The organism is Betaproteobacteria bacterium (assembly GCA_009693245.1).
Taxonomy (GTDB): Bacteria; Pseudomonadota; Gammaproteobacteria; order Burkholderiales; family SHXO01; genus SHXO01.
This window is the reverse complement of the sequence record SHXO01000042.1, coordinates 1-25,559: the sequence shown is the minus strand read 5'-3', so window position 1 is coordinate 25,559 and position 25,559 is coordinate 1. Positions and strand designations below refer to the sequence as shown.

Sequence of the window (25,559 nt, the reverse complement as noted above, 5' to 3'; positions counted from 1 at the left end):
GGGAGAAGGGTTGGGGATGAGGGAGAGGTTGCGGGAAATATCACGCGAATTACGCTCAAATTAGTAACATCGGACTCAATGAACGAGGAAGCTATTCTCAAGGCGGTAGGCGAATATTTAGCGGAGCGCGCGGACGGCAATATTGTCGCGGCCTATGTATTCGGGAATGTGGCGCGGCGTACGAGCCGTCCGTCTAGCGATGTGGATATTGGGGTGCTGTATGCGGCCGCGCCTCCGCCCACTCTGGGTGGATTACCCGTGGATCTTGAAGATGATCTCCAACGTTCGCTAGGGTGCCCAGTGCAGATCGTCACACTCAATAAGGCTTCTGCGGACTTGGTGCATCGCGTCCTTCGCGATGGCGAACTGGTCTTCGAAACCGATCGTTCGACACGCATCCGGTTCGAAGTGCGTTCGCGGCAAGTTTACTTGGACCTCCTTCCGGTCCGCCGCCAGTACCGCCATGGCATTAAGGCTGAAACATGACCGATCTTGATTTGGTCGAGCATCCGGGGATTGGCTCAGGTGAACTACACCGCCAAATACCTGCTCTTCACCGCGTCGTTCTTGCGCAGGCCTTCGATGGTGTCGGTGTAAACGATCTGGCCTTTATCGATCACCGTGGCGTGGGTGGCGATCTTCATGCAGAAGTACATGTTTTGTTCGGCCAGCAGCACGGTCATGCCCATGTCGCGCAGCTCGCGCAGCAGCGCGCCGATTTGTTGCACGATGATGGGGGCCAAGCCCTCGCTGGGTTCGTCGAGCAGGAGCACGGTGGGGTTACCCATCAGGGTGCGCGCGATGGTGAGCATTTGTTGCTCGCCACCAGAAAGGCGCCCTGCCATGCGTTGCTTAAGCGGTGCGAGGAGCGGGAAGGATTCGTAGATGCGCGCCAGGTTCCAGTGATCTTGGCCCTTTGGCCCTTTTTTGGCGGCGATGAGCAGGTTGTCCTCCACGCTGTGCTCGGGGAATACCTGGCGGTCCTCTGGCACGTAGCCCATGCCGGTGCGCGCGATGGCGTGGGGTTTCTTGCCCTGAACCTGCGTGCCGGTCAACTGCACGCTCCCGCGCTTGGGCGGTGCCAATCCTGCGAGTGCCTTGAAGGTGGTGGATTTGCCCGCGCCATTGCGGCCAAGCAAGGCCATGGTTTGGCCTTCACGTACTTCCACGTTCACGCCGAAGAGAATCTGGCTAGCGCCGTAGAAGACGTCGAGGTCGCGGGCGGACAGCATGACTTTATTGTCGTTCATGCGGCCTCCACTTCTTCGGTGCCGAGGTAGGCTTTGATGACCTCGGGGTGATTGCGAATTTCGTCCGGCGTGCCTTGCGCCAGCACGGCGCCGTAACTCAACACGCGAACGCTCTGGGCCACCTTGAACACGATGTCCATGTCGTGTTCGATGAAGATGACCGTGATCTTCTCGCGCTTCCACAGATCCTTGACGGTATCCATCATCTGCCAGCGCTCCTCGGGGCCCATGCCAGCCGTGGGTTCGTCGAGCAACAGCACTTGCGGTTGCAGGGCCAGGGCGAGTGCGATGTCCAGCAATTTCTGGTCACCGTGGGAGAGGTTACGCGACAAGGTTTCGGCCCGCTTGGCGAGGCCGGTCAACTCCAGAACTTCGCTCGTGCGTGCTTGTGCCTCGGTAAGCGGAAAACGCCGCCGCAGCAAGCCATGTTGGTGGCGGTGCGCGTTGACGGCGGCGTGGATCGCTTCGCGCACGGTTAGCGTGGGAAAAATCTGCGCGATCTGAAATGCACGGCCTATGCCCCGGCGCGCGATGTCAGGAGCGTCCATGCCGGCGATGTCCTCGCCTTTGAGGAGGACGCGCCCGCTATCGGGACGAAAGGCGCCCGTGATCAAATTGAATAACGTGGTTTTTCCGGCGCCATTGGGACCGATAACGGCGCTGATGGAACCTTCCTCGAAGGCGAGGCTCACGTTGCTGGTGGCCGCCACGCCACCGAAGGACTTGTTGAGGTTCTCTAACCGGAGCATCAAGGCCAGTCTCCCCGTATGCCGGGATAGGTTTTCCATCCTTGCGCCACCAGCCAACCCGCATCCACGGGGATGTTGATGCCGGTAATGGCGGCGGCCTCCTCCGAGAGCAGGAAGGCCACGGCGTTGGCGATGTCCGTGGGTTCGATCAAACGCCCGAGCGCGCTCAGGCTCTGCATGGCCCCGGGCGATCTTTCGCCGGAATCGAATTTCGCTTGCAATGCCGGTGTGCGTGTGAAGCCCGGTGACACCGCATTCACGCGCACGCCCTTGCGCCCCCATTCGGCGGCGAGGCATTCGGTCATCGACAGGACGGCGGCCTTGGCTGGTGCGTAGGCGTGCAGTGGAAAGGAGCGCATGCCCGCCACGGAGGCAATGTTCACGATGGAACCTTTGCCACGCGCGGTCATCCCGTGGGCGAAAGCAAGGCTCGTGAGGTAAGTGCCGCGCTGGTCGATATGGATCACGCGGTCCCAGTCCTGCATGGAGAGTTCTTCAGGCGCCTCCGGTACGGCCAGAATTCCGGCCGAGTTCACCAAACCGTGGACTGGGCCGATCTCGCGCTCGATGCGTTGCGCTTCCGCATGCACGGCGGCATCGCTGCCCACGTCCATGGTGCTGGCGATGCCGCCGGTTTCCTGGGCGGCGCGCCGGGCACCGGCCGCATCGATGTCGGAAACCACCACCTTCCAACCTTTGCGCGCCAGCACTTGGCAGCACGCGTGGCCGATGCCGCTGGCACCGCCCGTGACGACGACGATTTGCGCCTTCATGATGGCGCTCCAGCGCGAGCAGCGCGCCGCTCGCGAAAATATTCGGTGATGACTCCCAGCAGCCCTTTACGCAGCCCCAAGGCGAAGGCGAGGATGATGATGCCCAGCACCAAGCCGTAGTGCTCCGTGATCTTGGTAACGAAGTCGTTGAGCAATAGCAAGATGACCGCACCGAAGAGCGGCCCAAAAAATACGCCAATGCCGCCCATCATGATCATGAACACCGCTTCGCCGGAGATGGTCCAGTAGGCGAAATCCGGATAGGCGCTGGACACGAACAAACTCATGACCACGCCGCCCACGCCGCCGAAGATTCCCGCGACGACGAAGACAGCCAAGCGCATGCGCCACACTTTGATGCCGAGGAAACTCACGCGATGGGGGTTGTCGCGGATCATGCGCAAGGTGTAGCCGAAAGGCGAGCGCACCAAATGCCACATGATATAGAGCGATACCACCAGCAGCGTGCAGCAGAACAGATAGAGGTGCGACGGTTGCGCGAGGTCGATGCCTAGAAACGGCGGGCGCGGGATGCCGCCGGTTAATCCCTGGTCGCCGCCGGTCACCGGAGTCCAGGCGATGATGATGCTATGGAGCAGCATCTGAAAGGCCAAGGTCAGGAAGGAAAAATAAATCTCCTTCAGGCGAATGCAGATGGCACCCACGACCAGCGCCACGCCCGCGCTCACCAATATAGTGAGGCCGAAAGCGGCGGGAATGGAGGTGCCCAGCTTTTGCATCATCAGCGCGAAACTGTAGGCGCCCAAGCCGAAGAACAAACCGTGGCCGAAGGAGACCAATCCCGTGTAGCCCACCAGCAAGTTGAGCGAGGTGGCGAAGAGCGCGAAGGCAGATAGCCGGATGACGAAGTCCGAGAGCGCCTTGCTCGGAAAAATGTGCGGGAGCAGCGCCAAGATGACCAGTGCCGCGATGGCGAGGCCGATGTCACGAGCGGTGGAACCCTTGCTCATCGCTCTTCCTTGCCGAACAAACCTCTGGGTTTCGCGATCAGGATGGCGGTCATGAGCAGGAACATCAAACCTTCCGTGAAGAGGGGGAAGCCAATGGAACCGAAGCTGCGCACCAAGCCGATCATCAGCGCGCCCACGAGCGCGCCCGCCATGGAGCCCATGCCGCCGATTACGGTGACGATGAAGGATTCGATGACGATGGAAAATCCCATCCCGGGTACCAGCGAACGTACGGGCGCCGCCAATCCGCCGGCTAATCCCGCCAGTATTCCGCCCAAGGCAAACACGCCGCCGTAGACCAAGGTGGTGTTGATTCCGAGGGCGGACACCATGCTGGGGTTGACGGCCGCCGCGCGTACGATTTTTCCGATGCGCGTCTTAGCGGTGGCGAAACCAAGGCCGATTGCGATGAGCAAGGTGATCGCGATCAAGAACAAATAGAACACGGGAACGATGCCCCCGGCCACGACAAAAGGCGGTAGAGCAAAGGCGGGTGGCATCCCCAGAGCCTTGAACTCCGGTCCCCAGACGATTTTCACCACGTCGTCCAGGATCAAGATGAATGCGTAACACACCAGCAATTGCATGAGCACGTCCTCGCCATACACCCGGCTCATGAACACGCGCTCGAAGACCAGGCCGAAGAGTCCCACACCCAACCCGGCGCCGATGACCGCCACCGTATAACTGCCCGTCACGTTGTAAATCGTGTAGGCGAAGTAGGCGCCCAGCATGTAGAGCGAACCGTGCATGAAGTTCACCACCTTCAGCACGCCAAAGATGAGGGACAGGCCGGCCGCCACGAGAAACAGCAGCATGCCGATGATGAGCCCGCCTGTCAGCTGCGTGATGACGCAGGAGGTGGTTGAAATACAGCTAAGAAGGGCCTGATGGTCCACGGAACGGCTCTCTGTGTTGGTCATCCCTCTTCCGCCGGGAGAGGGACCGAGGGTGAGGGAAAGGGGGAACGAGGAGTGCCGAAAACGACTAAAGTTCTTCCCTCATCCCCAGCCCTTCCCCCGCGGGGGAAGGGAGTCTTAGGTGTACCCCATCTTCTTTTTCCACTCCGCCTCGTGCTGCAGAATGGTTTTCCAATCCACGGTGGTGATATTCGATACGTAAGGATCATTCGGTACCGTCACGCCCCAGCCGATGGCGTAACCGATGGTGGTTTGGTCTTCGGCGCGCATGGTGATGCTGCCGTCGGCCCCGAAGGGAGTCTTGAGCTTCATTCCGCGAATGGCGGCCGCGAGTTTGTCGGGGTTGGTGGAGTTGGTCTTCTTGATGGCCTGGGTGATGAATTGGATGCCCACCGTGTTTTCCCAGGACCAGTTCGTGGGGTAATCCTTGTATTGCGTGCGGTAGGCCTCGGCCCAGGCGCCATTCTCCGGCGTATCGGGGAAGTGCTTGATGTAGCGCGTGGAAGAATGAATGCCGGCCGGTAGATTCTTCACCGCCGTCATGGTGGTGTAGTCCGCCATGTTGGGCGTGAAGAGTGTCGTTTGCGTGAACAGACTGTAGATGTATGCCTGGTCCACGAACGACACCAAGTCGCCCGCCCACAGCGCGGAGTACAGCGCCTGCGGTTTCAATTGCAGGATCTTGGTGAGGGATTCGGTGTAGTCCGGCTGAAACAGCTTGGGCCAGGCTTCGCCCACGATCTGCACGTCGGGGCTGAACTTTTTCAGATACTCGGCGAAGAGCGCTGTGTTGTCGCGCCCGTAAGCGTAATCGGGCGAGCAGCTCATCCAGGTTTTCAGGCCCTTGGTCTTGGCCACGCCCGACGCATAGGTGGCACTCATGATGGCATCGTGGATACCTTGGCGGGCGACGCGGAAGGCATTCGGCACGCGAATCTTGGGATCCGCCGAGAGGGACGACGTCTCCGAATTGGTGTGCACGCACAGGACTTTGAGTTCGCGCACTACTTCTTGCACCGCGAAGGCGCCGCTGGAAGCCTCGCCATCGAGGATGATTTCGCAACCTTCGCTATTGACCAACTGGCGGGTGACGTTCGCCGCTTCCTCGGGCTTGCCCTTGGAGTCGCGCACCACCATTTCGATTTTGCGCCCGCCCAGGCCGCCAGCCGCGTTGAACTTGGCGACTTCCATCTCCACGGCGTTGCGCGAGGAAATACCCAGTTGCGCCACCCGGCCTGAAAGAATCGTGGGCATGCCGATGCGGATGGGCTTATCCTGGGCGCGGGAGATAAACGGAAACCCCAAGCCCGCAATTGCGGAAAGGGCGCTCGCCGCCTTGACGAATTCGCGGCGCGGTATGGGCGAATGCTTCATGCTATATCTCCTCGTTATGGGGCTTCGCTAAGAGGTGCGCGAAGCTTTAATGGCGCGGATTCTAACGCATGCTAACGGGAATCCTAAACCAGGTATGCAACCGCAATTTGCGCGAGAATACGCATTCGGCATGTACAACGCACGGGGAGGGGAAAGATGAAGGTCAAGAGCATCGAAACGCTGGCTTGCGATGCGGGCTGGCGCAACTATCATTTCGTCAAGCTCACCACGGATACGGGCATCGTGGGCTGGAGCGAATTCGACGAGGGCTTTGGCGCGCCTGGCGTGGGGACGGTGATCGAGCGCTTGTCGCCCAAGGTGATAGGCAAGGAGGCGGGCGAGCACGAGCGCATTTACGCCGAACTCCATTGCGCGACCCGTCCCGCGGCCGGAGGCCTTATCGCGCTCGCGATGGGGGCCATCGAGAACGCGCTGCTCGACGCCAAGGCCAAGGGGCTCGGGGTGCCCGTATACGATTTGCTGGGTGGCAAGATCCGTGATCGCATCCGGGTGTATTGGTCCCATTGCGCGACTTGGCGCATCAGTCATCCCACGCTCTTCAAACCGGCCATCACGGACTTGGATGGCGTCAAGGCCCTGGGCCGGGAGGTGCGCGAGAAGGGCTTCACGGCGCTCAAGACCAATATCTTTATCTACGACGACAACAAGCGCAACGTGAAGGGATGGCGGCCTGGGTTCGGCGTGCCGTTCGCGCCGGAGCTCAACGTCGAGCGCCATGTGCTGCGCAACCTGGTCATGCACCTGGAAGCCATGCGCGACGGCGCGGGGCCGGAAGTGGACATCTTGCTCGACCTGAATTTCAATGCCAAGACCGAAGGGTACATCAAGATTTTGCGTGCCATCGAGAAGCTCGGCATATTCTGGGTGGAGATCGACAGCTTCAGCCCCGAGGCCCTGGGCTACATCCGGCGCCAGAGCCCCCATCCCATCAGTTCGTGCGAGACACTTCTGGGGTTGCAGGAGTTTCTGCCTTATTTCCGCGAGCAAGCCATGGACGTGGCCATTATCGACATACCCTGGAATGGCGTGTGGCAATCCATGAAGATCGCGGCGTGCGCGGAGGCCCATGAGGTGAACGTGGCGCCGCATAATTTCTACGGCCACCTGTGCACCATGATGAACGCGCATTTCTCCGCGGCGGTACCCAACCTGCGCATCATGGAAACCGATATCGACCGCCTTCCGTGGGACCATGAACTCTTCACCCATGTGCCCGAATTCGTGGACGGCCACCTGGTCATGCCTGACCGGCCGGGCTGGGGCACCGAACCCAACGAAGAGGGGATCCGGGCCCATCCGCCGAAGGGCGCGACGGGTCTGCTGAACTACGGGCGTAAAGTCTGAGTCTTAGCGGCGCTGTAAGATATAGAAAAGCAGTAAGACCGAAATAATTCTTCAACGAGGCTGGAGGAAGCGATGGCGATGACTTTGAAAGTGAATGGCAAGTCCCACGAGGTGGACGTGGAACCCGAAATGCCGCTGTTGTGGGTATTGCGTGACGAATTGGGATTGACGGGAACCAAATATGGCTGCGGCATCTCGGTGTGCGGCGCCTGCGCGGTACATGTTGACGGAGAAATCACCCGCAGCTGCGTGTTGCCGGTCTCGGCCGTGGCGGGCCGCAACATCACCACCATCGAAGGCCTCTCCAAGGATGGCAATCACCCGGTGCAGAAGGCCTGGGTCAAGCTGCAGGTGCCGCAGTGCGGTTATTGCCAGAGCGGGCAGATCATGGCCGCCGCCGCGCTCATTCGGGCCAACAAGAAGCCTTCGGACGACGTGATCGAAGCCACCATGACCAACATCTGCCGTTGCGGGACTTACGCCCGCATTCGCGAAGCCATCAAACTTGCGGCCAAGGGCTCCTAAGGAGACATCGTGAACGAAATCGACAATCCGAACCGCCGCGACTTCATTCTGCGTACCACCGCCTTGGGCGGTGTGGTCATGGTGGGTGCTCCGTTCTGGTCCGAGGCCTTGGCCGCGCACCACGAAGGCGTTGAAGTGACACACTGGATCGTGATCCGGCCCGATGACACCATCACCATCCGCATCGCCCGTTCCGAGCTGGGGCAAGGCAGTTTCACCGGCCTTGCCATGCTGGTCGCCGAGGAACTGCAATGCGACTGGAACAAAGTGCAGCCCGAGTACGCCGATGTCAATGAGCATGTGCGCCGCAATCGCATATGGGGGAACATGAGCACGGGCGGCAGCCGCGCCATTCGGGATTCGCAAGAGTATCTGCGCAAGGCGGGCGCCTCCGCGCGCGAAATGCTCGTGGCGGCCGCCGCCAAGGAGTTGGGTGTGCCGGCCTCGGAATTGAGCGTGGCCAATGGCGTCATCACCCACAAGGCTAGCAACCGCAGCACCACCTTCGGCAAGGTGGCGGGCGCGGCCTCCAAGCTGGAAGTGCCCAAGGAGCCCAAGCTCAAGGATCCCAAGGATTGGACCTTGCTCGGCACCTCGCCCGCGCGCTTCGATATTCCGGAGAAGACCACTGGCGAGCAAGTGTTCGCCGCCGACGTGCGGCTCTCTGGAATGCTGCACGCTTCCATTCGACAAGTGCCTGTCTTCGGCGGCAAGCTCAAGAGCTACGACGAATCCAAGATTCTCGGCCGCCGCGGAGTGAAAAAGGTGGTGGCGGCGGATGATTGGGTGGCGGTGGTGGCTGACAATTGGTGGCGCGCCAACGAAGCCTTGAAGGCGCTCCCCATTGAGTGGGCCGACGGCGGCAACGGCAACGTATCGAGCGAGTCCATCATGAAGTTCCTGCGCACGGGCATCGATGCGCCCAGTGCTCCAGTGGGGCGCAAGGATGGCGATGCGGCGCAGGCGCTGGCGGGCGCGGCCAAGACCATCGAGGCGGAGTATTACGCCCCCTTCCTTAATCATGCGACGATGGAACCGCAGACTGCAACGGCGCTTATCACCACGGAAGGCGTGGAAGTGTGGGTGGGTACGCAAAACGGCGAGTCCACCATCGCGGCGGCCTCGGAGGCGGCCGGTGTGCCGCTGGAGAATGTCATGGTGCACAAGATGCACGCTGGCGGAGGGTTCGGGCGGCGTGTGCTGTTCAATGAGTTCACCCGGCAGGCCGTGCGTATCGCTCAGACCATGCCTGGTACGCCGGTGCGATTGCAGTGGTCGCGCGAAGAGGATATGCAACAAGGCCGCTACCGGCCTGTTGCGCTGGTGAAGCTCAAGGCCGGTTTGGACAAGGACAACAAATGGGTGGCTTGGCAGGTGCGGCAATCCGAGCAGTCCGTGGCCACGGTCATCTTGCCCAATCTTGTGAAGGATGGCGTCGACACCATCGGCACTCGCGTGTTCTCGGACAATCCCTACGACGTGCCGAATTTCTTGGATGAGTACGCCATGCGCAACACTCACGTCCCGGTGGGTCCATGGCGCGCGGTGGCGCACACCATGAACCCGTTCTTCCGCGAATGCTTCATCGACGAAATATGTGCCGCCATCAAGGCCGACCCCTATCAATTCCGCCGCCCGCTGCTGTCCAAGAAGGCCAAGGATCTTGGCGTGTTGGACGCCGTGGCCAAGGCCGCCAAGTGGGGGGAGAAGATGCCCTCGGGCGTTCACCGCGGCATTGCCTTATCCGATGCCTATGGAAGCTATACGGCCTCGGTGGTGGATCTGTCCGTGGAAGACAGCCAGGTCCATGTGAAGCGCGTTTACGTGGCCATCGACTGCGGCTACATAGTGCATCGCGACGCCGTGATCGCGCAAATCGAGAGCGGCGTGGTGTGGGCGTTGAGTTCGGCCATGCTGGAGGAAACCACCATCAGAAATGGCCGCGCGGAGCAGAGCAATTTCTCCGATTATCCCGTGCTGCGTCTGGCGCACATGCCGGAAGTGGTGCCGGTGATCGTACCGAGCGGCGGATTCTGGGGCGGCGTGGGCGAGCCTCCGCTGGCGGCAGTGATTCCAGCTTTGGGTAATGCCATCTTCGCGGCTACCGGCAAGCGGTTTCGCTCCATGCCCCTCAAGCATCACGGGCTCTCCTACGCGTGAGGCACCATTTCCACGCTGGCACGGGGAAAGGGTCATGGAAGGGCTAGTGGATTATGAGGCGTAGGGAAGTGTTGCGGGCGGCTGGCGTTGGCGTGGTGCTGGCGCTTGTGCGCGTAGGTAATGCAAACGCAACGCCGGAGGACATGGCGTTGGCGCTCAAGCGTGCCTTCGGCTCTCGCCCCATTCAGGAAGGGCGGGTGCATCTCGATTTGCCCAAGCTCGCCGAAAACGGCAACGTGGTGCCGGTTACCGTAACGGTGGAATCCCCCATGACGGCGAAGGATCACGTGCAAGCGATCCATCTTTTCTCCGAGAAGAATCCGCTGCCTGACATCGTGGAGTTTCGCCTGGGTCCTCATAACGGCAAGGCGCGGGTATCCACGCGAATACGCCTGGCCGAATCCCAGCGTGTCATCGCGGTGGCGGTAATGAGCGACGGGTCGCTGTGGTCGGCGAGCGCGGAAGTGGCGGTCACCATCACCGGGTGCGGTTAAGCGATGGCAGGGGCCAAGGTCAGGGTGCCCGAGCGCGCGCGCAGAGGCGAGGTCGTCGAGATTCGGACCCTTGCAATCCACCCTATGGAAACGGGTTTCCGGCACGATAACGTAGGCAAGCTCGTTCCCCGCCACATTATCAAGCGTTTTACTTGCCATTACGATGGAAACGAAGTGTTCTCCGTGACCCTGCATCCAGCCATTACCGCCAACCCATATTTCTCCTTTCATGTGCTGGCCACCCAGACCGGAGAGTTTGTTTTCAACTGGACTGACGATCGCGGCCAAGTCATTACCGAGCGCGCGCATATCGAAGTGGGCGCATCGTGATGCGAACATTGCTCTATGCCTTGATGCTGGTTTTCGCCGGTGTGCAGGGCGCCCAGGCACAGCAGGAGAATGGCGGCGGCATCGGGCCAAAGATAGAGAAGGTTGGCAAGAAAGCGCGTCATGGGACCGAAAAAATCGTGGCCAAGACCACCAAGGCCCTCAAGCACGCCGGCAAGAAAACCGCGGGCGCTCTGGAAACCGCCGGTCACAAAACCGGAAAGGCGTTGGGCAAAGCGTCGAAGAAAACCAAGGAATGGGCCGAAGGGAAGTAGCGCTGTGCTCCAATCACCGGTAATTAGGAAATTCGATGCCGGTGCCGCGGGCGCCCTCAAGGACGTGCGCGTGATCGACTTGTCGCGCTTGGTCGCTGGCAACATGCTGAGCGGATTTCTCGCCGATCACGGGGCGGATGTGATCAAGATCGAGAAGGCCGGGAGCGGCGACGATCTGCGCCACTGGAAAGAAGAGGGCGTGGACATCTACTGGAAAGTCTACGGGCGCAACAAGCGCTCCATGGTGCTCGATCTGAAGTCCTAGGAGGGTTTGAGCACGCTGCGCCAATTGGTTGGAACAGCGCAGGTGCTGGTGGAGAACTTCGTTCCGGGCGGCTTGGAGAAGATGGGCTTGGCGCCGGAAGTATTGCTGGAGATCAATCCGCGTCTCATCATCGCGCGGGTTTCCGGATGGGGGCAGACGGGCTCCTACAGTCGTAAGCCCGGCTTCGGCACCTTGGTGGAAGCCATGTCGGGCTTTGCAGCCTTGAACGGATTTCCGGACCGGCCTCCACTGTTACCTCCTCTGGCGCTGGCCGACATGATCGCGGGCATCTACGGTGCGGCTGGCGTGCTGGCCGCGCTGCGCGTGGCGGAAAAGGAAGGGCGCGGGCAGGTAGTGGATCTCTCGCTCTTCGAGCCAATTTTCTCCACCGTGGCTTCGGAAGCCGCCAAGAGCAAATTGACTGGCACGTCCACGCAGCGCGCGGGGAACCAGTCCACTCACGCGGCGCCGCGCAACGTCTACCCATGCCGCGATGGAAAGTTCGTCGCGCTGTCCGGCTCCATGCAATCCATGGCCATGCGAATTTTCGACACCATCGGGCGGCCCGAGTTGAAGGCCGACCCGCGCTTTTGCGACAACGGTGCGCGCGTGAATAACCGCGATCTGCTGGACGAAATCATCGGCGGCTTCATCGGGGCCCGCGGCCAGGAGTAAAATCTCGATCTGTTCGAGGCGGCGAACGTCACCGTGGGGCCGGTGTGCACGGTGATGGACCTGCTCGGTCACCCCTACACGCGCGGGCGCGAAGTCATCGTGGACATGGAAGATGAAGAGATGGGCTCCATCCCCATGCACAACATCGTGCCCAAGCTTTCGCGTAGTCCCGGTGCCATGCGCCGGCCCGCGCCCAAGGTGGGCGAACACACCAACGAAATTCTCGAAGAACTAAAAAGGAAGAAACGATGAACACGATGCCGTGGCGCTCGATCCTGTTCGTGCCCGCCGTCAGCGACCGCTTCGTGGAAAGCGCCCTGCGCCAGCCGGCGGATGCATTGCAGATCGACTTGGAGGACAGCGTCGGGCCCGATCAGAAGGACTTGGCCTGTGAGCGCCTTCCAGGCATCGCGGATAAATTCGCCAAGGCCGGTTACGACGTGGTGGTGCGGATCAACCGCCCATGGCGGCGTGCGGTGCGCGACATCGAAGCGGCGGTTCGTTCTTCCGTGAGTTGCATTTCCTTACCCAAGGTGCCAGATGCGTCTCATATTCGCGCCATCGCCGAGGTGCTGAGCGAATGCGAAGCGCAACGCGGGCTTGCCTATGGGCACACGCGTGTCATCGCCATGGTGGAGACGGCGGAAGGCTTGCAGAACATGCCGGCCATCGCAGCGGCTCATCCAAGAGTCTGCGGCATGATCGTGGGATCGGAAGATCTTTCGGCCTCCATGCGCATGGCGGTGGACGAAGATGCGCTCTACGTTCCCAACGTGCTCGGCGTGGCGGCGTGCCGAAGTGCCGGCATCGAACCCATCGGCTTCATAGGCTCCATCGCGGACTTCTCGGACGTGAACGTTTTCCGCGCTCGCATCCGGCGCGCTCGAAGGCTGGGATTCTCGGGTGCGTTCTGCATTCACCCGAAACAAGTGGTCATCGCCAACGAGGAATTCAGCCCGCCGCCCGATGAGATCGAGCACGCGAGGGGCCTCGTCGAGGAATTCGAGCGGCAAGCCAGCCAGGGACGCGCGGCTTTCACCTACAAGGGCCGCATGGTGGATTTACCGATCGTGGATCAAGCGCGCAATATTTTGAACAGGCAAGCGGCGATCGAGAAGGCGCGCGCGGCAAGAGCCGGCTCTAGTCGGTAGCCAGATACAAAAGGCCCAGAACCGCCGCGCTCACGCCGGCGGCGCGGGCGTAGGCGCTCAAGCGCGAAGCTGGCTCCACGGGTACGACCTCCACGGGAACCGGCGCGTGCCGCAACACGCGCGCGGCCACCGAACCCAGCAACACTTCCGGGACCGACTCGCGGGCATGCGTCACCATGACGATGCGGTCCGCGCCGATTTCCTTGGAGAAGCGCACGATGCATTGCGCCGGGTCTCCCATCACGGTATGCGTTGTATGCGCGATACCGGCTTGCGCGAAAGCTTCCGCCGCCCGCCCCAAGACCGCTTGGCTGCGACCCGCGTGGTAGCTTTTCACCGACTCGCGCGGAAGCTTCTCGGCGACATAACTGGACAAGGGTTGCCCCACGTGCAGCACGTGGACCGCGAGTGGCCAGCGGCTCTCCCGTTGGCACGCCGTGAGATAGCGCAACGCCTGATCGAGCTTACTCGAATTGTCGATGGGAAGCAGTAACTTCAGCACGGCGCTCTCCTATTGGGATTGCTGGGGTCCATCCGACGCACTTTTCAGACCTACGGTTCGAGCCTGCGCGCGGTTTGCCCGGTACAGCCACCCGGAACGGATAGCGAATTTCTCTATCTCGACGGCCACCAGCACCAGTCCAGGTAACAGCATGGAAACATCCAGCTCCAGGGCGGTGAGCGGCGTGGTCTTGAGGATCGGATTGAGCACGGGCGTCTAGATAACCGCGAGTTGTAGCGCGACGGTCAGTAAAACCGCGCCGGTTACGCAGCGGTTGGAAAAGACGCCGATGGAAAAGAGCGACTCCCGGTCGGAACGTATGGCGAGGACGTGATACATCTGGCACATGGTGAGGGCCGTGAACACCATGGTTTGCCAACCCTGCGAGCCTTGCGCCGTGGCCCACATCTGGATGCCAAGGCAGATGGCCCCCATCAACAGGCCTACCCACAGAATATGCTGCCACATCCCGTGAGCGAAGATGCTTTCCGAAGGCGCGCACGCAGGCCGTCCCATGATGTTGCGCTCTTCGCGCTCCGCCGCGAGTGCCAGCCCCGGCAGGCCGCCGGTCACGAGGTTGATCCAGAGGATGTGTATGGGCAGCAGCGGTAGCGGAAGCCCGGCGAAGGTTGCTACCGCGATCGTCCAAATCTCGCCGGAATTTCCGCCCATTACGAAGCGGATGAACTTGCGGATGTTGTCGTAGATGCGGCGGCCCTCGCGCATGGCGCTGACGATGGTGGCGAAGTTGTCGTCGAGCAATACCATCGAGGAAGCCTCGCGGGAGACGTCGGTGCCCATCTTGCCCATGGCCACGCCAATCTCCGCGCGCTTGATGGCGGGGGCGTCATTGACGCCGTCGCCGGTCATGGCGACGAACTCGCCCTGGGCCTGCAGCGCGGAGACGATCATGATTTTTTGCGCCGGGTCCACGCGCTCGTATACACGCACGTCGCGAACTTAGCGCTCGAACTCCGCCGGGCTCAGCCTGGACATCTCCTGGCCAGTGAGTATCTTTCCTCCCTCGCTCAGAATGCCCAGGCGCAACGCTGTGGCGCGAGCCGTGGCCGGATGATCCCCCGTCACCATCACCGGTGTGATGCCCGCCGTCTTGCATAGTTGCACGGCTTCCTTCACCTCCGGGCGCGGCGGATCGATCATTCCAACCAGGCCGAGAAAGGTGAGGCCGCTCTCAAGGTGCTCGCCCGCCAGCGGCGCGGGCACGCTATCCCAATCCCGGTAAGCCACCCCGATGACCCGCAAGCCATCGCTCGCCATGCGCTCCGCCATGGCAAGAATTTCTTCGCGGGCCAGGGCGGCGCTTTGCCCATTCCCTAGCGCATGCGTGCAACGCTCGACGATTTTCTCGGGCGCGCCCTTGGTGTAAGCGGCGATGCGCCCGTTCTCGCGGTGCACGGTCGTCATGAGCTTGCGGCCGGAATCGAATGGCAGTTCGGCGATGCGCGGCGCCGCTGCCTCGAGCTAATCTTTTTCGTAGCCTGCTTGCCAGGAAGCTAATAGCAGCGCGACTTCGGTCGGGTCGCCGAACGCGGGTCCGCCTTCTGGCACGGACGCATCGTTGTTCAATGCCAGAGCGCCCAGGAGGCGCCGCAGGGTGCCGCCCTCCAGTTGCTCCTTGGCTGGGTGCATCAAATGGCGGTGCTCCGCCCAAAACTCCTCCACGTGCATGCGGTTCTGGGTCATGGTTCCAGTCTTGTCCGAGCAGATGTAGGTGTTGGAGCCCAGCGCTTCCACCGCCGTCAAGCGCCGTATCAGCGCATTTTTCTTCACCATCTTGTGAGCACCCAATGCGAGCGAGATGGTGACCACCGCGGGTAGCGCCTCGGGGATGGCCGCTACCGCAAGGCTCACGGCCGTGAGGAACATCAGCGCCAGCGGTTCGCCTTGTAGGAGCCCCACCACGAACACGAGCGCGCATACCACCAGCGCGGCGATGGCGAGCTTGCGGCCAAATTCCGCCAGGCGTTTTTGCGGAGGCGTTTTCACCTCGCCTTCCAGCGAAAGCAACGTGGCGATCTTCCCCAACTCGGTCTGCATGCCGGTGGCCACTACCACGCCGCGTCCCCGGCCATAGGCCACCACGGTGCCTTTGTAGGCCATGTTGTGGCGGTCGCCTAGCGCGAGGTCGCTACTTTCCGGGGTTTCGGTGCGTTTCTCGGAGGGCACCGATTCGCCGGTGAGCGCGGCCTCTTCGGTCTTGAGCACTACGCTTTCGAACAAGCGAAGATCGGCGGGAATGACATTGCCTGCTTCCAGCACGACAACGTCTCCGGGGACAAGACCTGCGGCTGGCACTTCGGTCATCGCGCCATCGCGTAGCACGCGCGCGTGGGCGGCGGCCAACTGCTTCAGTGCCGCCATGGCACGCTCGGCGCGGTATTCCTGGATGAATCCAATGGCACCGTTCATCAGCACGATCACCAAGATGGCGATGGTGTCCACGACCTCGCCGATGAACCCCGAAATCACCGCCGCCACCAGCAGCACGACGATCATGAAGTCCGTGAACTGGTCCAGCAGCATGCGCCAGGGGCTGCGCTTTTTTCCCTCTTGAATGGCGTTGGGTCCGTGCTTTGAAGCCCGGCCGCAAAGTAAGGGCGAAACCTTTACCGGCTGGTAAAGGTCTCGCCACAACTTGCGCTGCCAGCGTGGCCGGGGAGGCTATCCCGTGTTGACGGCCTGTGCTGTGAGGCTACTCCCCTTCTTTAGCTACGAAGGCACGTTACCCCGCTGAAACGATCACTGTCAACTGGCGGGCTTCCACTCCGCCGCCATTTTCTTGGCGCGCGCGATGTCCTCGGGCGTCATCTTGCGTTCCATCTTGGTGACGGTCTCTTTTGTGTAAGCGCGATCGCGGTCATTCGGGGCATCACGCGAAAACAGCGTGTACCACATGTGAGCCGCGGCCAGATCTTTCTCCACGCCTTCGCCCTTGTGATGCATGATGGCGAGATACTGGCGCGCGCTCACGTCACCGTGACTGGCCGCCAGGAGAAACCATTTGATAGCTTCGGATTGATTGCGCGGAACGCCGTGGCCATAGTGATGCATGTAGCCAACGCCAAATTCGCCGCGGGCATCGCCTTGCGCGGCGGTGGCGTGATACTCCTTCAGTGCCTCTTCGTATTTTCCGGCGTAGTAAAGTTGAATAGCCTCTTGAAACCCCGCATGGGCTGTGAGCGATGACAATAACGCGAATGCAACGGCGAGCTTCTTCATCTGGCGTTCCTAATTCAATGAGTATTAATCAAACCGCCCGGCCGCCATCCACGGGGAATTCCACCCCGGTGATGAAATCCGAATCGTCCGAGGCGAGATACACCGCTGCCTTGGCGATGTCCGTGGGTGTGGCCAAGCGTCCCAAGGGAATGTTGCCGAGAAACTTCTTGCGGTTCTCCGGCGTGTCGGGCATGCCCATGAAGGATTCGATCAAGCCCGTGGGTGACATGACCGGAGCGATGGCATTGACGCGGATGTTGTCGGGGCCCAATTCCACCGCCATGGCCTTTGACATGAGGTTGACCGCCGCCTTCGATGCGCTGTACCAGACCAGCCCAGGGCGCGGGCGCATGCCGGCCACCGATCCGATGTTGATGATGTTGCCGCGTCTCTTCGCGCGCATGATGGGTACCGTGGCGAGCGTCATCAGATAGATGGACTTGACGTTGATGGCCATCATGCGGTCGAAGGTTTCTTCGTCCACGGTGAGCATAGATTGATTCTTGTGGGTGTAGCCGGCATTGTTCACCACGATGTCCAACGTACCGAAGCCCTTGACTGTCGCCGCCACCAAGTTCTCGATGTCCGCTTTCTTGGATACATCGCAGCGCACCGCGGCTGCGTTGCTTCCCAGAGTGGCGGCCAATTCCTGTGCGCCCTTCTCATTGATGTCAGATAGCATGACTTTGGCGCCCTCCGCGATGTAGCGGCGCGATATCTCGGCGCCAAATCCGCTGGCGGCCCCGGTGACGATGGCAACTTGGTCCTTTAGTTTCATGAGCGTCCTTTGGAAAGTGGCTGGTCTAGAAGGTTCCGAATATTAACCTCCATGCGGGCCAGAGACCGGCCCGCATAATGGACGCGCCGGTCTTCGGGAATGGGGTCTACAATGTGCCGTGGCGAATTCAACGCTGCCGTTGAAGAGCGTCGCCGTTCATCTATTAATGGAGAGGAGAGTTCCGTGAAGATTCGTTCGTTATTACTTATCGCCGCCCTGTCAATGGCGGGATTCGCTTTTGCCGCTCACTGTCCCGCCGATATGAAGCAGATCGACGCGGCACTCAAGACCGCTCAGCTCAGCCCCGAAGACCTGGCCACTGTAAAGAAATACCGGGCTGAGGGTGAAGTGCTGCACAACGCAGGAAAGCACGGCCAGTCCGTTGACGTGCTCGACAAAGCCCTGAAGATCCTCAAACTACGCTAAGGCAATCGGGCCGCCTATTGTTCAAGGGCGGGGTGGCCCCCGCCCTTGAAGCCTCCTTTAGAGAGGCCCTTTATTCCATCCGGGCTACCACGCGACCGACGACCTTACCCGCTTTGAGTTCGTCCAAGGTACGGCTCACGTCGGAGAGCGGTCTGACTTCGATGGGGATTTTCTTGAGCTTACCGGCGCGGGCCAGTTCCACCACGGCTTTCAATTCCGCCACCGTTCCCACGCTTGATCCCACTAGAGACAGCGCGCGCTGCACCACCATGACCAGGGACAGCGGAATCTCGCCACCGTAGAGACCCACCAGGATGAGCTTGCCGCCTTTGCGCAGGGCACCCAGGGCCAGGCTGGCCGTGCCGGTGGTGTTCACCAGGTCCACCGCGCCGTAAATCGTTCCGCCGGCGATCTCGGCGAGTTTCTTGGTGGCGTCGGGATCGCGCCCGTCCAAGGTCGCCGCCGCGCCGGCTTCGCGCGCCGCCGCGAATTTCGCGGTATCGATATCCACGCAAACGATGCGCTCGTGACCCAGGGCGCGCAGCATGCCGATGGCCATGAGCCCCAAGCCGCCCGCACCCATCACCGCTACCCATTCGTCGCGCGGAATGGGCGTGAGTTTGGAGACGGCTGAATACGTGGTCAAACCCGAGCACGCCAACGTCGCGGCCCATGCCGAATCGATACCGCTGGTATCGACCAGGTAGCGCGGATGCGGGATGAGCAAGTGATCGGCGTAGCCGCCCGCGCGTTGCACGCCCAGCCAGCGCGGGGCCATGCAGTGATTGTCTTGCCCTTCGCGGCAGCGGGCGCAGGTGCCGCAGCCTGTCCACGGGCACACCAGCCTGTCCTGGCCGATGGGTACATCGCGTGCCTCTGGCCCGGCCCCGATCACGGTGCCAAACGCTTCGTGGCCCAAGGTGAGTGGCGGATTCATGCCGCGGTCGCTCATGTGAAAGCGCTTGCCCCCGCCCATCTCGAAATAGCCGTCTCGGATGTGCACGTCGCTGTGGCACACCCCGCAGAATTTAAGTTTGAGAAGAACTTCCGTGCCCTTCGGTTTGGGCGTTTCGGTTTCGCGCCTTTGCAGCGACTTGCCCCATTCTACAACGTCGTAACTCAACATGATTGTGTGCTCCTCAAGAAATTGACCGCTCTACTTATCGTGTTGCGCGATCAGCGATCGCGCGCTCTCCGCCAGTGCCTTGCCGTTCAAGCCGCGCTTGGTGGCGTCTTCGATCCAGGTGTCCAGCGATTGCCGCGTGCTCCCGTTTGGCACCTGGCCTCCCAGCGCCTTCGCCAGCCATTCGGAAGTGTCCGCCCCGCTGTTGGCATTCATCACCCCGCGCAGAATCTCGGTGAGCGCCTTGTAAGACCGGCGGTTCATCAATAGTAGACCGACATCGGAGGCTTTGTCTTTGCTGGTGGATGGCATGAGGCCCACGGCCAGCAAGCGCAATTCGTCGAATTCCTTTTCCGCCAATCCATTCAGGCGAAAGTATTCCCAAGCGGCCCGGCTGGCCCCTTGCGCACTGTGCTGAAAGGGCGCGACTTCGAAGGCCTCCATGGCGGGGAAGCGCCCTGGAGCATGGCGGCTCAAGGTGAGAACGATATCCGCGCTGCGATCAGCCGCCTGATCCGCCAATTGCGCGGGCTCGCCGCCCATTTGCATGGCGGGGTAGAAGCGGAATCTCAGCACGCCGGCCGATTCCTTTTCCAATTTCTGCGTCCAGGGAAGCAGGAACTGCGTGTGAAAGGCCGAGCCGGCGGGCAGGAAGTGGTGCACCACCAGCGTGACCCCATGCGCAAAGGCTGATGGCAAGGGCGCAACGCCAAGGGTAAGCCCGACGAGAATGGAGCGCAAAAGCCGCACGATACGATTTCCTTCTTGACCAGATTGACCAGATGGGTGGATTGTCCCAGTTTTTCCGCATTCGCAGAAGAGCGGTGGACCGGGCTACAATTCAGCGGACTTCTCTGACTTCAATCTCTGATTTCCTATTCCCGGCTTTTCCTCGCCATCGCATCCGCCCCATCCATGAAACCACCCAAGAATCCGGGGCGTCCTCCCAGAAGATCCGGTTCGGCGCCCGGTTCTTCGCTCGGTTCAGCGTCGTCTTCGCCACGTGGCGGGGCGCGGCCAGCGCCACCCGTAAGCCGGATGACCCGGGCGAGCGAGTGGAAACCGGCGGGCCAACGCCTGCGGCTAGCCACGTTGCAGCGCGCCATTGAGCGTAGTCTACAGTGGGCAGTGTTCGAGCCCAGTAACGAGGCCCTATGGGCAAAGGTGCGCGCTTGCGTGGAGGAATTGCTGCTGGCCGAGTGGAAGGCCGGTGCCTTGCGCGGGAGCAAGCCAGAGGAAGCTTTCTTCGTCCGTTGCGACCAGAGCACCATGAGCCAGTACGATATCGAACACGGACAAGTCATACTCTTGGCTGGCGTTGCGCCGGTCAAGCCGTCGGAATTTACAACACTACGCATCGTGCAGAGCACCGCGAACTGACTATCGGATGGGACGCACTTGAAAGATAAGCACCTGGGTTTTGTTGGAGTTGGCCAGATGGGCGGGCCCATGGCCGGGCGGCTGCTGGATGCAGGCTACACGCTCACCATTTTCGATACGCGGGAAGCGGCCATGGCCCCCTTGGTGGCGCGCGGGGCGCGCGCGGCGGCATCTCCCGCCGCGGTGGCGAGCGCCGTTGAAACCGTGATCGTGAGTTTGCCGACACCCGCCATCGTGAAGGATGTGGCGCTAGGTGCGAAGGGAGTGGCCGAAGGCACGAAGGTAAAGACGGTGGTGGATCTCTCCACGACGGGGGCGCGCGTGGAGCAAGAAGTCGCGGCTGGCTTGGCCTCCAAGGGAATCGATTTAGTGGACTCGCCGGTGAGCGGAGGTGTCGCCGGCGCCACCAAAGGCACGCTGGCGGTGATGGTGGCTTGCCGTGCTGACAAGCTCGAGGCCTTGCGCCCCGTGCTGCAAGTCTTCGGTAAGGTGTTCTATCTAGGTGAAAAGCCGGGCATGGGCCAGACCATGAAACTTGCCAACAATCTGCTTTCGGCCACCGCCATGGCCATTACTTCGGAAGCCATGGTAATGGGTGTGAAAGCGGGGCTCGATCCGAGGACCATGCTCGACGTGATCAACGCTGGCACGGGACGCAACAGCGCCTCGCAGGACAAATTTCCGCGCGCCGTCGTGCCAAGAAAATTCGACTTCGGTTTCACCAACGCCCTCATGTACAAAGACGTTAAGCTTTGCCTGGAAGAGGGCGAGGCCATGAACGTTCCCATGTGGGTGGCCAATGCGGTGCGGCAATCGTGGTTTCTCGCTTGCAATGAGGTGGGGCCCAACGAGGATTTCACCGCGATCGTGAAGTACATCGAAAAATGGGCGGGAGTGGAAGTCAAAGCGCCTGATTAAGGTCAATAGAGGGGGGGAGATGGATCGGTCCGCGTTAGAACAAATATACCGGGTCATGTTGCGCATTCGCCGTTTCGACGAAGGCGTGATCGACATGTTCAAGGAAGGCCTGGTCAAGGGCACGGCCCACAGCTATGTGGGCCAGGAAGCGGTGGCGGCCGGGGCGTGTTCGCTGCTGCGGAAGGAAGATTTTGTCGTGAGCCATCATCGCGGCCACGGCCACTGCATCGCCAAGGGTGCGTCGCTCAACAAGATGGCGGCCGAACTCATGGGCCGTGTTACTGGCTATTGCAAGGGGCTGGGCGGCTCCATGCACATCGCGGATCTCGAGCTCAACATCCTGGGTGCCAACGGCATCGTGGGGGCTGGCATCGGGATTGGCACGGGAGCTGCCCTGTCCAACAAGTTGCGCGCGACGGACCATTGCGGCGTGGCATTTTTTGGCGATGGTGCCTGCAACGAAGGCATTTTCCACGAGTGCCTGAATGTCGCCTCCGTGTGGAAGTTGCCCATCGTTTACCTGTGCGAGAACAACCAATACGCACTCTCCACTTCGATGAAGGATTCCACCTCCATCGACCGATTCTCCAAGCGTGCCGCCGCTTATTCGATGCCAGGCGTTACGGTAGATGGTAACGACGTGCTGGCGGTACGCGCCGCGGTGGAAGAAGCGGTGGCGCGAGCGCGCAAGGGAGAGGGCCCGAGTTTCATCGAAGCGCTCACCTACCGCTGGGGTGATCATTCCATGCGCGCCAATCTGCCGCGCTACCGCGGCGACCAAGAAGTTGAGGATTGGGTCAAGCTCGATCCCATCGCCCGATTCGAGAAGAAGCTCATCGCCGAATTCGGTTTCAAGCAGGACACTCTCGACCGCGTGCGCGCCGATGTGGAAGGCGAGATGGCCACAGCCAAGGAATTCGGCATCGCCAGCCCGGAACCTACCCTCGCCGATCTGGACGACGCCGTCTATGCGCCGCACTACCAACCCGCCGAACCCAAGCTCACCACCACGCGGGAATTGTCTTACGCAGAAGCGCTCAAGGAAGCCATCGGCCAGGCGATGGAAGCCGACCCCCATGTGTTCGTCCTGGGCGAGGACGTGGGCAAGATCGGCGGCATCTTCGCCGCCACGCGCGGACTCATCGATAAATTCGGCGCCGAACGTTTGCGCGACACACCCATCTCGGAGCAAGCCATCGCCAGCTGCGCGGTGGGCGCGGCCATCACCGGCATGCGCCCGATCGCCGAAGTGCAGATCTTCGACTTCGTCACTCTGATGATGGACATGATCGTCAACCAGGCAGCGAAGTTTCGTTTCATGCTGGGTGGCAAGCCTACCGTGCCGCTCGTCATTCGCGGTCCGCAGGGCGGCGGCATACGTTTGGCGGCGCAGCACTCGCAAAGCCTCGAAACCTGGTTCACCCATGTTCCGGGGTTGGTGGTTCTCGCACCTTCCGGTCCCTATGAGGCAAAAGGCCTGCTCACCAGCGCTATCCGCGAGAACAATCCTGTCATCTTCCTGGAGCACAAGATGCTCTACGTCGGCAAGAAAGGATTGGTACCGGAGGAGTCCTACGCCATCCCCATCGGCAAGGCGGTGGTCAAGCGAAAAGGGAAAGACGTGACCCTCGTGGCGACGCTGGCCATGGTGGATGTCGCCCTGCAAGCCGCCGCACGCCTTGAAGTCGAGGGTATCGACGTGGAAGTGATCGATCCTCGTACGCTGCGCCCGCTGGACGAGGACGCCATTCTTCAATCGGTGAAGAAAACCAGCCGCTTGGTTATCGCTCACGAGGGTTGGAAGCGTTGGGGCTTCGGCGCCGAAGTGGCGGCGATGGTGGCCGAGCATGCCATCGACTGGCTCGATGCGCCCATCGTTCGCGTGGGTGCCCGCGATTCCCCCATGCCCTACAACGACAAGTTGGAGCGGCTGGTGATTCCGTCCATGGAAGATATCGAGAAGGCCGTGCGCGCCGTGGTGCTGAGGGATCGCGCGGAGGCTTGACCGCATTCTTCACTCGTGTGTCGCTGTAGATTTCGATGGGGAACACGACCGCCTGGCGCAGGATGATCGCTCCGTCCGCGCTGGCTTCGACCACCAAAGGAGCCTCGTCAGGGATAGCTAGCTTGCGCAGAATTCCCTTGGGGATAGTTACCTGGCCTTTCTTTCCTGGTTTCACGAGGGCCATTCGTTCGCTTCGCCAATATGAGGGATGACAGGACAGCAGACTCCCGGCTTCCCGGAATCTGACCAAAATTCCATCAACGCAAAGCCAGTGCCTACGAATCCGATGATCAGCGGGGCGCGAGCTGAGCAAAGCGGGTTTGCGAAGGATTTGGTCTACCCCTGGCGACTTTCTCGTGGAAAGGCTCGATGCCGGTGAATAGACTTTGCCTCGAAATCAAACCGCCATGCGCTGCTCGATGGTGGCAAAGCTCTCGATGACATCGTCGATGGTTCCGCCAGGTAACCGCTCTACGAAACGTTCTAGGAGATCGAAGGCCCCAGCGGGTACACCCTCCTCTACTCCTATGCCGCGCACGAGTTTCGATATGGCATTGCGGTCGTACGCGTAGTCGGACGGGGCCATGTTCTGTTCGCGCAGATACTTTCTTCCGTCGGCGGTTTCCACTTCGATCTTGGCGCACAAAGCTGACAGGCTGGGGTCACCCACAAGTGTGATCCGGCGTTGCAGCGCGTTCACGCTCGCATCGTCGTAGGTGGCCATGCGAGTCATGGTGGGCTTCCCGTGTGCCAAAGTGGTGGCGACACAGAATGGGATGCTCATCAGTGTTCCGGAAATGGAGTGGAACGGTCCCGCTTCCTTCATGCCCGCATAGCTCATGGCGAAGGGACTCATGTGCACGCGCACGGCGGCGATGGGTGAAGTGCCGATCTGCTCGCGCAAGGCCAGCGCCGCCGTTACCGGCGTTTGGTTGAAGGCGCACACGGGGAAGGGCTTGAAGGTGACGCGCAGCATGGCCCAATCTTGTCCGAGCGAAGCGCTTAGCTTCGCTACGTCCGCCTCGCTCCGTGCAAAGCTTCGAATGAAACCGCTTTTGCCTTCAAGGGCCAAAGGAGCGGATACGGACCCGGCCTTGGCCAGTTCCGCCGCAGCCAGTCCGTTGCGGCCCGCCATGCCGGCTTGGTAGCGCCACTCGTCCGTGCCATCCGCGAAGGACTGCAACACGCCCCCGCTGAAAGAGGCAGCATTGGCCAACGCTGCAGCAGTCTGTGACTCGTTCAAGCCCATCAATTTGGCGGCCGCTGCCGCAGCCGCGAGGGTTCCATACAGTGGAGAAGCGCGAAAACCGCCCGCCGTGGTGGTGGCGCAATAGGCTTGTTCGATGACCCCGCCCGCTTCGTAACCGGCGACCAGTGCGGGAATCAAAGAGGACAAGGGGTAGCGGCGCGCTTCGATCATGGCGGTGAGAAGCGGGATTAAGATGGTGCCGAAATGGGCGGCACCGCAAGTGTCTTCCTGGCAGCGCCCGTGAAAGAGCGCGGTGTTGGCGAGGCAGGCACCTCCGATACTCGTGCGGCGCCCGTCGCCGAGCAAGGTGGCACCCTTGGGTAGCTCGCCATCCATGGCCAGCGCGGCCTTGCGCGCAACCGGTGCATAGGGAGTGTCGCGGCCGGCCAGCGCCATTCCGTAGGCGTTTAGCAATGCAACCTTGCCTTTCTCCGACACGGGTGCGGGGATGGTATTCGCTTGCAGCCCAACCACAAAGTGAGCTATTTCTTGGGTCAATGTTCTCATGAGGGCACCTCTAATAATCACTTTTCTACGACGGATCTCTTACCGCGTTAGCGAAATGAGTTTCATTCTCGGCCAGGTGACCTTCAGTCGGGTTATTTCTCGACTTTCAAGGCGTTTTGCGAGCCTCTTCACTGGCTTTGTATCAAACTTACCCAAC

The 25,559-nt window shown here is 61.1% G+C and carries 23 protein-coding genes and 2 pseudogenes; 12 read left to right on the top strand and 13 right to left on the bottom strand.

All coding sequences use genetic code 11. From position 1 onward, the window contains the following. Positions 1–78 precede the first annotated feature (78 nt). Positions 79–486: a nucleotidyltransferase domain-containing protein gene (locus EXR36_08700; GenBank protein MSQ59704.1), complete on the top strand. Its 408-nt coding sequence runs from the start codon at positions 79–81 to the stop codon at positions 484–486. 44 nt (positions 487–530) lie between these two features. On the opposite strand, the gene EXR36_08695 is transcribed toward EXR36_08700, so the two are convergent. From EXR36_08695 to EXR36_08670, 6 genes are all read right to left on the bottom strand, one after another. After that, positions 531–1,232: an ABC transporter ATP-binding protein gene (locus tag EXR36_08695; protein ID MSQ59703.1), complete on the bottom strand. Its 702-nt coding sequence runs from the start codon at positions 1,230–1,232 to the stop codon at positions 531–533. A gap of 14 nt (positions 1,233–1,246) precedes the next feature. Continuing rightward, positions 1,247–1,999 (bottom strand): ABC transporter ATP-binding protein, encoded by a 753-nt coding sequence (locus EXR36_08690; protein ID MSQ59702.1) that lies wholly within the window; start codon positions 1,997–1,999, stop codon positions 1,247–1,249. After that, complete coding sequence (locus tag EXR36_08685) at positions 1,999–2,772, bottom strand: SDR family oxidoreductase (GenBank protein ID MSQ59701.1); 774 nt, start codon at positions 2,770–2,772, stop codon at positions 1,999–2,001. Before EXR36_08685 ends, EXR36_08690 begins: the two co-directional genes overlap by 1 nt. After that, the gene (locus EXR36_08680) at positions 2,769–3,743 is read right to left on the bottom strand and encodes a branched-chain amino acid ABC transporter permease (protein MSQ59700.1); all 975 of its coding nucleotides are present in this window, start codon (positions 3,741–3,743) and stop codon (positions 2,769–2,771) included. The genes EXR36_08685 and EXR36_08680 overlap by 4 nt, the downstream gene beginning before the upstream one ends. After that, on the bottom strand, positions 3,740–4,642 hold the full coding sequence (locus tag EXR36_08675) for a branched-chain amino acid ABC transporter permease (GenBank protein ID MSQ59699.1): 903 nt from the start codon (positions 4,640–4,642) through the stop codon (positions 3,740–3,742). The genes EXR36_08680 and EXR36_08675 overlap by 4 nt, the downstream gene beginning before the upstream one ends. Positions 4,643–4,780: 138 nt before the next feature. Continuing rightward, the gene (locus EXR36_08670; protein ID MSQ59698.1) at positions 4,781–6,037 is read right to left on the bottom strand and encodes an ABC transporter substrate-binding protein; all 1,257 of its coding nucleotides are present in this window, start codon (positions 6,035–6,037) and stop codon (positions 4,781–4,783) included. Positions 6,038–6,193: 156 nt separating this feature from the next. Here EXR36_08670 and EXR36_08665 point away from each other — a divergent pair, with 156 nt between their 5' ends. The 7 genes and pseudogenes from EXR36_08665 to EXR36_08635 all read left to right on the top strand — a co-directional run bounded on the left by EXR36_08665 (position 6,194) and on the right by EXR36_08635 (position 13,274). Continuing rightward, positions 6,194–7,402, top strand: a complete 1,209-nt coding sequence (locus EXR36_08665) for a mandelate racemase/muconate lactonizing enzyme family protein (GenBank protein ID MSQ59697.1) — start codon at positions 6,194–6,196, stop codon at positions 7,400–7,402. 72 nt (positions 7,403–7,474) lie between these two features. Continuing rightward, entirely contained in the window at positions 7,475–7,927 is a 453-nt protein-coding gene (locus EXR36_08660) for a (2Fe-2S)-binding protein (protein ID MSQ59696.1), read from the top strand. Positions 7,928–8,005: 78 nt separating this feature from the next. Next, positions 8,006–10,087 carry a xanthine dehydrogenase family protein molybdopterin-binding subunit gene (locus EXR36_08655; protein MSQ59695.1) on the top strand — a complete coding sequence of 694 codons (2,082 nt, stop codon included), beginning with the start codon at positions 8,006–8,008 and terminating at the stop codon, positions 10,085–10,087. A gap of 53 nt (positions 10,088–10,140) precedes the next feature. Then, on the top strand, positions 10,141–10,581 hold the full coding sequence (locus EXR36_08650; protein MSQ59694.1) for a SoxY-related AACIE arm protein: 441 nt from the start codon (positions 10,141–10,143) through the stop codon (positions 10,579–10,581). Positions 10,582–10,584: 3 nt separating this feature from the next. Further along, positions 10,585–10,911, top strand: coding sequence for a thiosulfate oxidation carrier complex protein SoxZ (soxZ, locus tag EXR36_08645; protein MSQ59693.1), 327 nt, complete (start codon positions 10,585–10,587; stop codon positions 10,909–10,911). A gap of 120 nt (positions 10,912–11,031) precedes the next feature. Beyond that, positions 11,032–12,375, top strand: a pseudogene (locus tag EXR36_08640) (CoA transferase). Then, the gene (locus EXR36_08635; GenBank protein ID MSQ59692.1) at positions 12,372–13,274 is read left to right on the top strand and encodes a CoA ester lyase; all 903 of its coding nucleotides are present in this window, start codon (positions 12,372–12,374) and stop codon (positions 13,272–13,274) included. Before EXR36_08640 ends, EXR36_08635 begins: the two are co-directional and overlap by 4 nt. On the opposite strand, the gene EXR36_08630 is transcribed toward EXR36_08635, so the two are convergent. The 4 genes and pseudogenes from EXR36_08630 to EXR36_08615 all read right to left on the bottom strand — a co-directional run bounded on the left by EXR36_08630 (position 13,264) and on the right by EXR36_08615 (position 17,794). Further along, the gene (locus tag EXR36_08630) at positions 13,264–13,776 is read right to left on the bottom strand and encodes a universal stress protein (protein MSQ59691.1); all 513 of its coding nucleotides are present in this window, start codon (positions 13,774–13,776) and stop codon (positions 13,264–13,266) included. The genes EXR36_08635 and EXR36_08630 overlap by 11 nt on opposite strands. A 9-nt stretch (positions 13,777–13,785) precedes the next feature. Further along, positions 13,786–16,320, bottom strand: a pseudogene (locus tag EXR36_08625) (cation-translocating P-type ATPase). A 222-nt stretch (positions 16,321–16,542) separates the two neighbouring features. Then, positions 16,543–17,016 carry a sel1 repeat family protein gene (locus EXR36_08620; GenBank protein ID MSQ59690.1) on the bottom strand — a complete coding sequence of 158 codons (474 nt, stop codon included), beginning with the start codon at positions 17,014–17,016 and terminating at the stop codon, positions 16,543–16,545. Positions 17,017–17,044: 28 nt separating this feature from the next. Next, positions 17,045–17,794 carry an SDR family oxidoreductase gene (locus EXR36_08615; GenBank protein ID MSQ59689.1) on the bottom strand — a complete coding sequence of 250 codons (750 nt, stop codon included), beginning with the start codon at positions 17,792–17,794 and terminating at the stop codon, positions 17,045–17,047. Between the two features lie 222 nt (positions 17,795–18,016). On the opposite strand from EXR36_08615, the gene EXR36_08610 reads away from it, so the two are divergent. Further along, a complete protein-coding gene (locus tag EXR36_08610) occupies positions 18,017–18,220 on the top strand; it encodes a hypothetical protein (protein ID MSQ59688.1) in 204 nt (67 codons plus the stop codon). Between the two features lie 70 nt (positions 18,221–18,290). On the opposite strand, the gene EXR36_08605 is transcribed toward EXR36_08610, so the two are convergent. Together EXR36_08605 and EXR36_08600 are read right to left on the bottom strand one after the other, a co-directional pair. Next, entirely contained in the window at positions 18,291–19,346 is a 1,056-nt protein-coding gene (locus EXR36_08605; GenBank protein MSQ59687.1) for an alcohol dehydrogenase, read from the bottom strand. 30 nt (positions 19,347–19,376) lie between these two features. Beyond that, positions 19,377–20,135, bottom strand: a complete 759-nt coding sequence (locus EXR36_08600; GenBank protein ID MSQ59686.1) for a hypothetical protein — start codon at positions 20,133–20,135, stop codon at positions 19,377–19,379. Between the two features lie 246 nt (positions 20,136–20,381). Between EXR36_08600 and EXR36_08595 the strand changes: the two genes are divergently transcribed. From EXR36_08595 to EXR36_08585, 3 genes are read left to right on the top strand one after another with little or no spacing between them, the layout of a single operon-like run. Then, positions 20,382–20,723: a hypothetical protein gene (locus EXR36_08595; protein MSQ59685.1), complete on the top strand. Its 342-nt coding sequence runs from the start codon at positions 20,382–20,384 to the stop codon at positions 20,721–20,723. An 18-nt stretch (positions 20,724–20,741) separates the two neighbouring features. Then, positions 20,742–21,641, top strand: coding sequence for an NAD(P)-dependent oxidoreductase (locus EXR36_08590; GenBank protein ID MSQ59684.1), 900 nt, complete (start codon positions 20,742–20,744; stop codon positions 21,639–21,641). A 19-nt stretch (positions 21,642–21,660) separates the two neighbouring features. Further along, a complete protein-coding gene (locus EXR36_08585) occupies positions 21,661–23,646 on the top strand; it encodes a dehydrogenase (GenBank protein MSQ59683.1) in 1,986 nt (661 codons plus the stop codon). A gap of 397 nt (positions 23,647–24,043) precedes the next feature. On the opposite strand, the gene EXR36_08580 is transcribed toward EXR36_08585, so the two are convergent. After that, positions 24,044–25,402 (bottom strand): MmgE/PrpD family protein 4, encoded by a 1,359-nt coding sequence (locus tag EXR36_08580; GenBank protein ID MSQ59682.1) that lies wholly within the window; start codon positions 25,400–25,402, stop codon positions 24,044–24,046. Between the last annotated feature and the right edge of the window lie 157 nt (positions 25,403–25,559).

Excerpts from the sequence above, each read along its gene's own strand:
- soxZ (MSQ59693.1), top strand. The coding sequence starts at position 10,585 with ATGGCAGGGGCCAAGGTCAGGGTGCCCGAGCGCGCGCGCAGAGGCGAG.
- EXR36_08580 (MSQ59682.1), bottom strand. The coding sequence starts at position 25,402 with ATGAGAACATTGACCCAAGAAATAGCTCACTTTGTGGTTGGGCTGCAA.
- EXR36_08620 (MSQ59690.1), bottom strand. The coding sequence starts at position 17,016 with ATGAAGAAGCTCGCCGTTGCATTCGCGTTATTGTCATCGCTCACAGCC.
- EXR36_08695 (MSQ59703.1), bottom strand. The coding sequence starts at position 1,232 with ATGCTGTCCGCCCGCGACCTCGACGTCTTCTACGGCGCTAGCCAGATT.
- EXR36_08660 (MSQ59696.1), top strand. The coding sequence starts at position 7,475 with ATGGCGATGACTTTGAAAGTGAATGGCAAGTCCCACGAGGTGGACGTG.
- EXR36_08680 (MSQ59700.1), bottom strand. The coding sequence starts at position 3,743 with ATGAGCAAGGGTTCCACCGCTCGTGACATCGGCCTCGCCATCGCGGCA.
- EXR36_08690 (MSQ59702.1), bottom strand. The coding sequence starts at position 1,999 with ATGCTCCGGTTAGAGAACCTCAACAAGTCCTTCGGTGGCGTGGCGGCC.
- EXR36_08670 (MSQ59698.1), bottom strand. The coding sequence starts at position 6,037 with ATGAAGCATTCGCCCATACCGCGCCGCGAATTCGTCAAGGCGGCGAGC.
- EXR36_08685 (MSQ59701.1), bottom strand. The coding sequence starts at position 2,772 with ATGAAGGCGCAAATCGTCGTCGTCACGGGCGGTGCCAGCGGCATCGGC.
- EXR36_08610 (MSQ59688.1), top strand. The coding sequence starts at position 18,017 with ATGGCGGGATTCGCTTTTGCCGCTCACTGTCCCGCCGATATGAAGCAG.
- EXR36_08595 (MSQ59685.1), top strand. The coding sequence starts at position 20,382 with ATGACCCGGGCGAGCGAGTGGAAACCGGCGGGCCAACGCCTGCGGCTA.
- EXR36_08635 (MSQ59692.1), top strand. The coding sequence starts at position 12,372 with ATGAACACGATGCCGTGGCGCTCGATCCTGTTCGTGCCCGCCGTCAGC.
- EXR36_08700 (MSQ59704.1), top strand. The coding sequence starts at position 79 with ATGAACGAGGAAGCTATTCTCAAGGCGGTAGGCGAATATTTAGCGGAG.
- EXR36_08650 (MSQ59694.1), top strand. The coding sequence starts at position 10,141 with ATGAGGCGTAGGGAAGTGTTGCGGGCGGCTGGCGTTGGCGTGGTGCTG.
- EXR36_08605 (MSQ59687.1), bottom strand. The coding sequence starts at position 19,346 with ATGTTGAGTTACGACGTTGTAGAATGGGGCAAGTCGCTGCAAAGGCGC.
- EXR36_08655 (MSQ59695.1), top strand. The coding sequence starts at position 8,006 with ATGGTGGGTGCTCCGTTCTGGTCCGAGGCCTTGGCCGCGCACCACGAA.
- EXR36_08665 (MSQ59697.1), top strand. The coding sequence starts at position 6,194 with ATGAAGGTCAAGAGCATCGAAACGCTGGCTTGCGATGCGGGCTGGCGC.
- EXR36_08615 (MSQ59689.1), bottom strand. The coding sequence starts at position 17,794 with ATGAAACTAAAGGACCAAGTTGCCATCGTCACCGGGGCCGCCAGCGGA.
- EXR36_08585 (MSQ59683.1), top strand. The coding sequence starts at position 21,661 with ATGGATCGGTCCGCGTTAGAACAAATATACCGGGTCATGTTGCGCATT.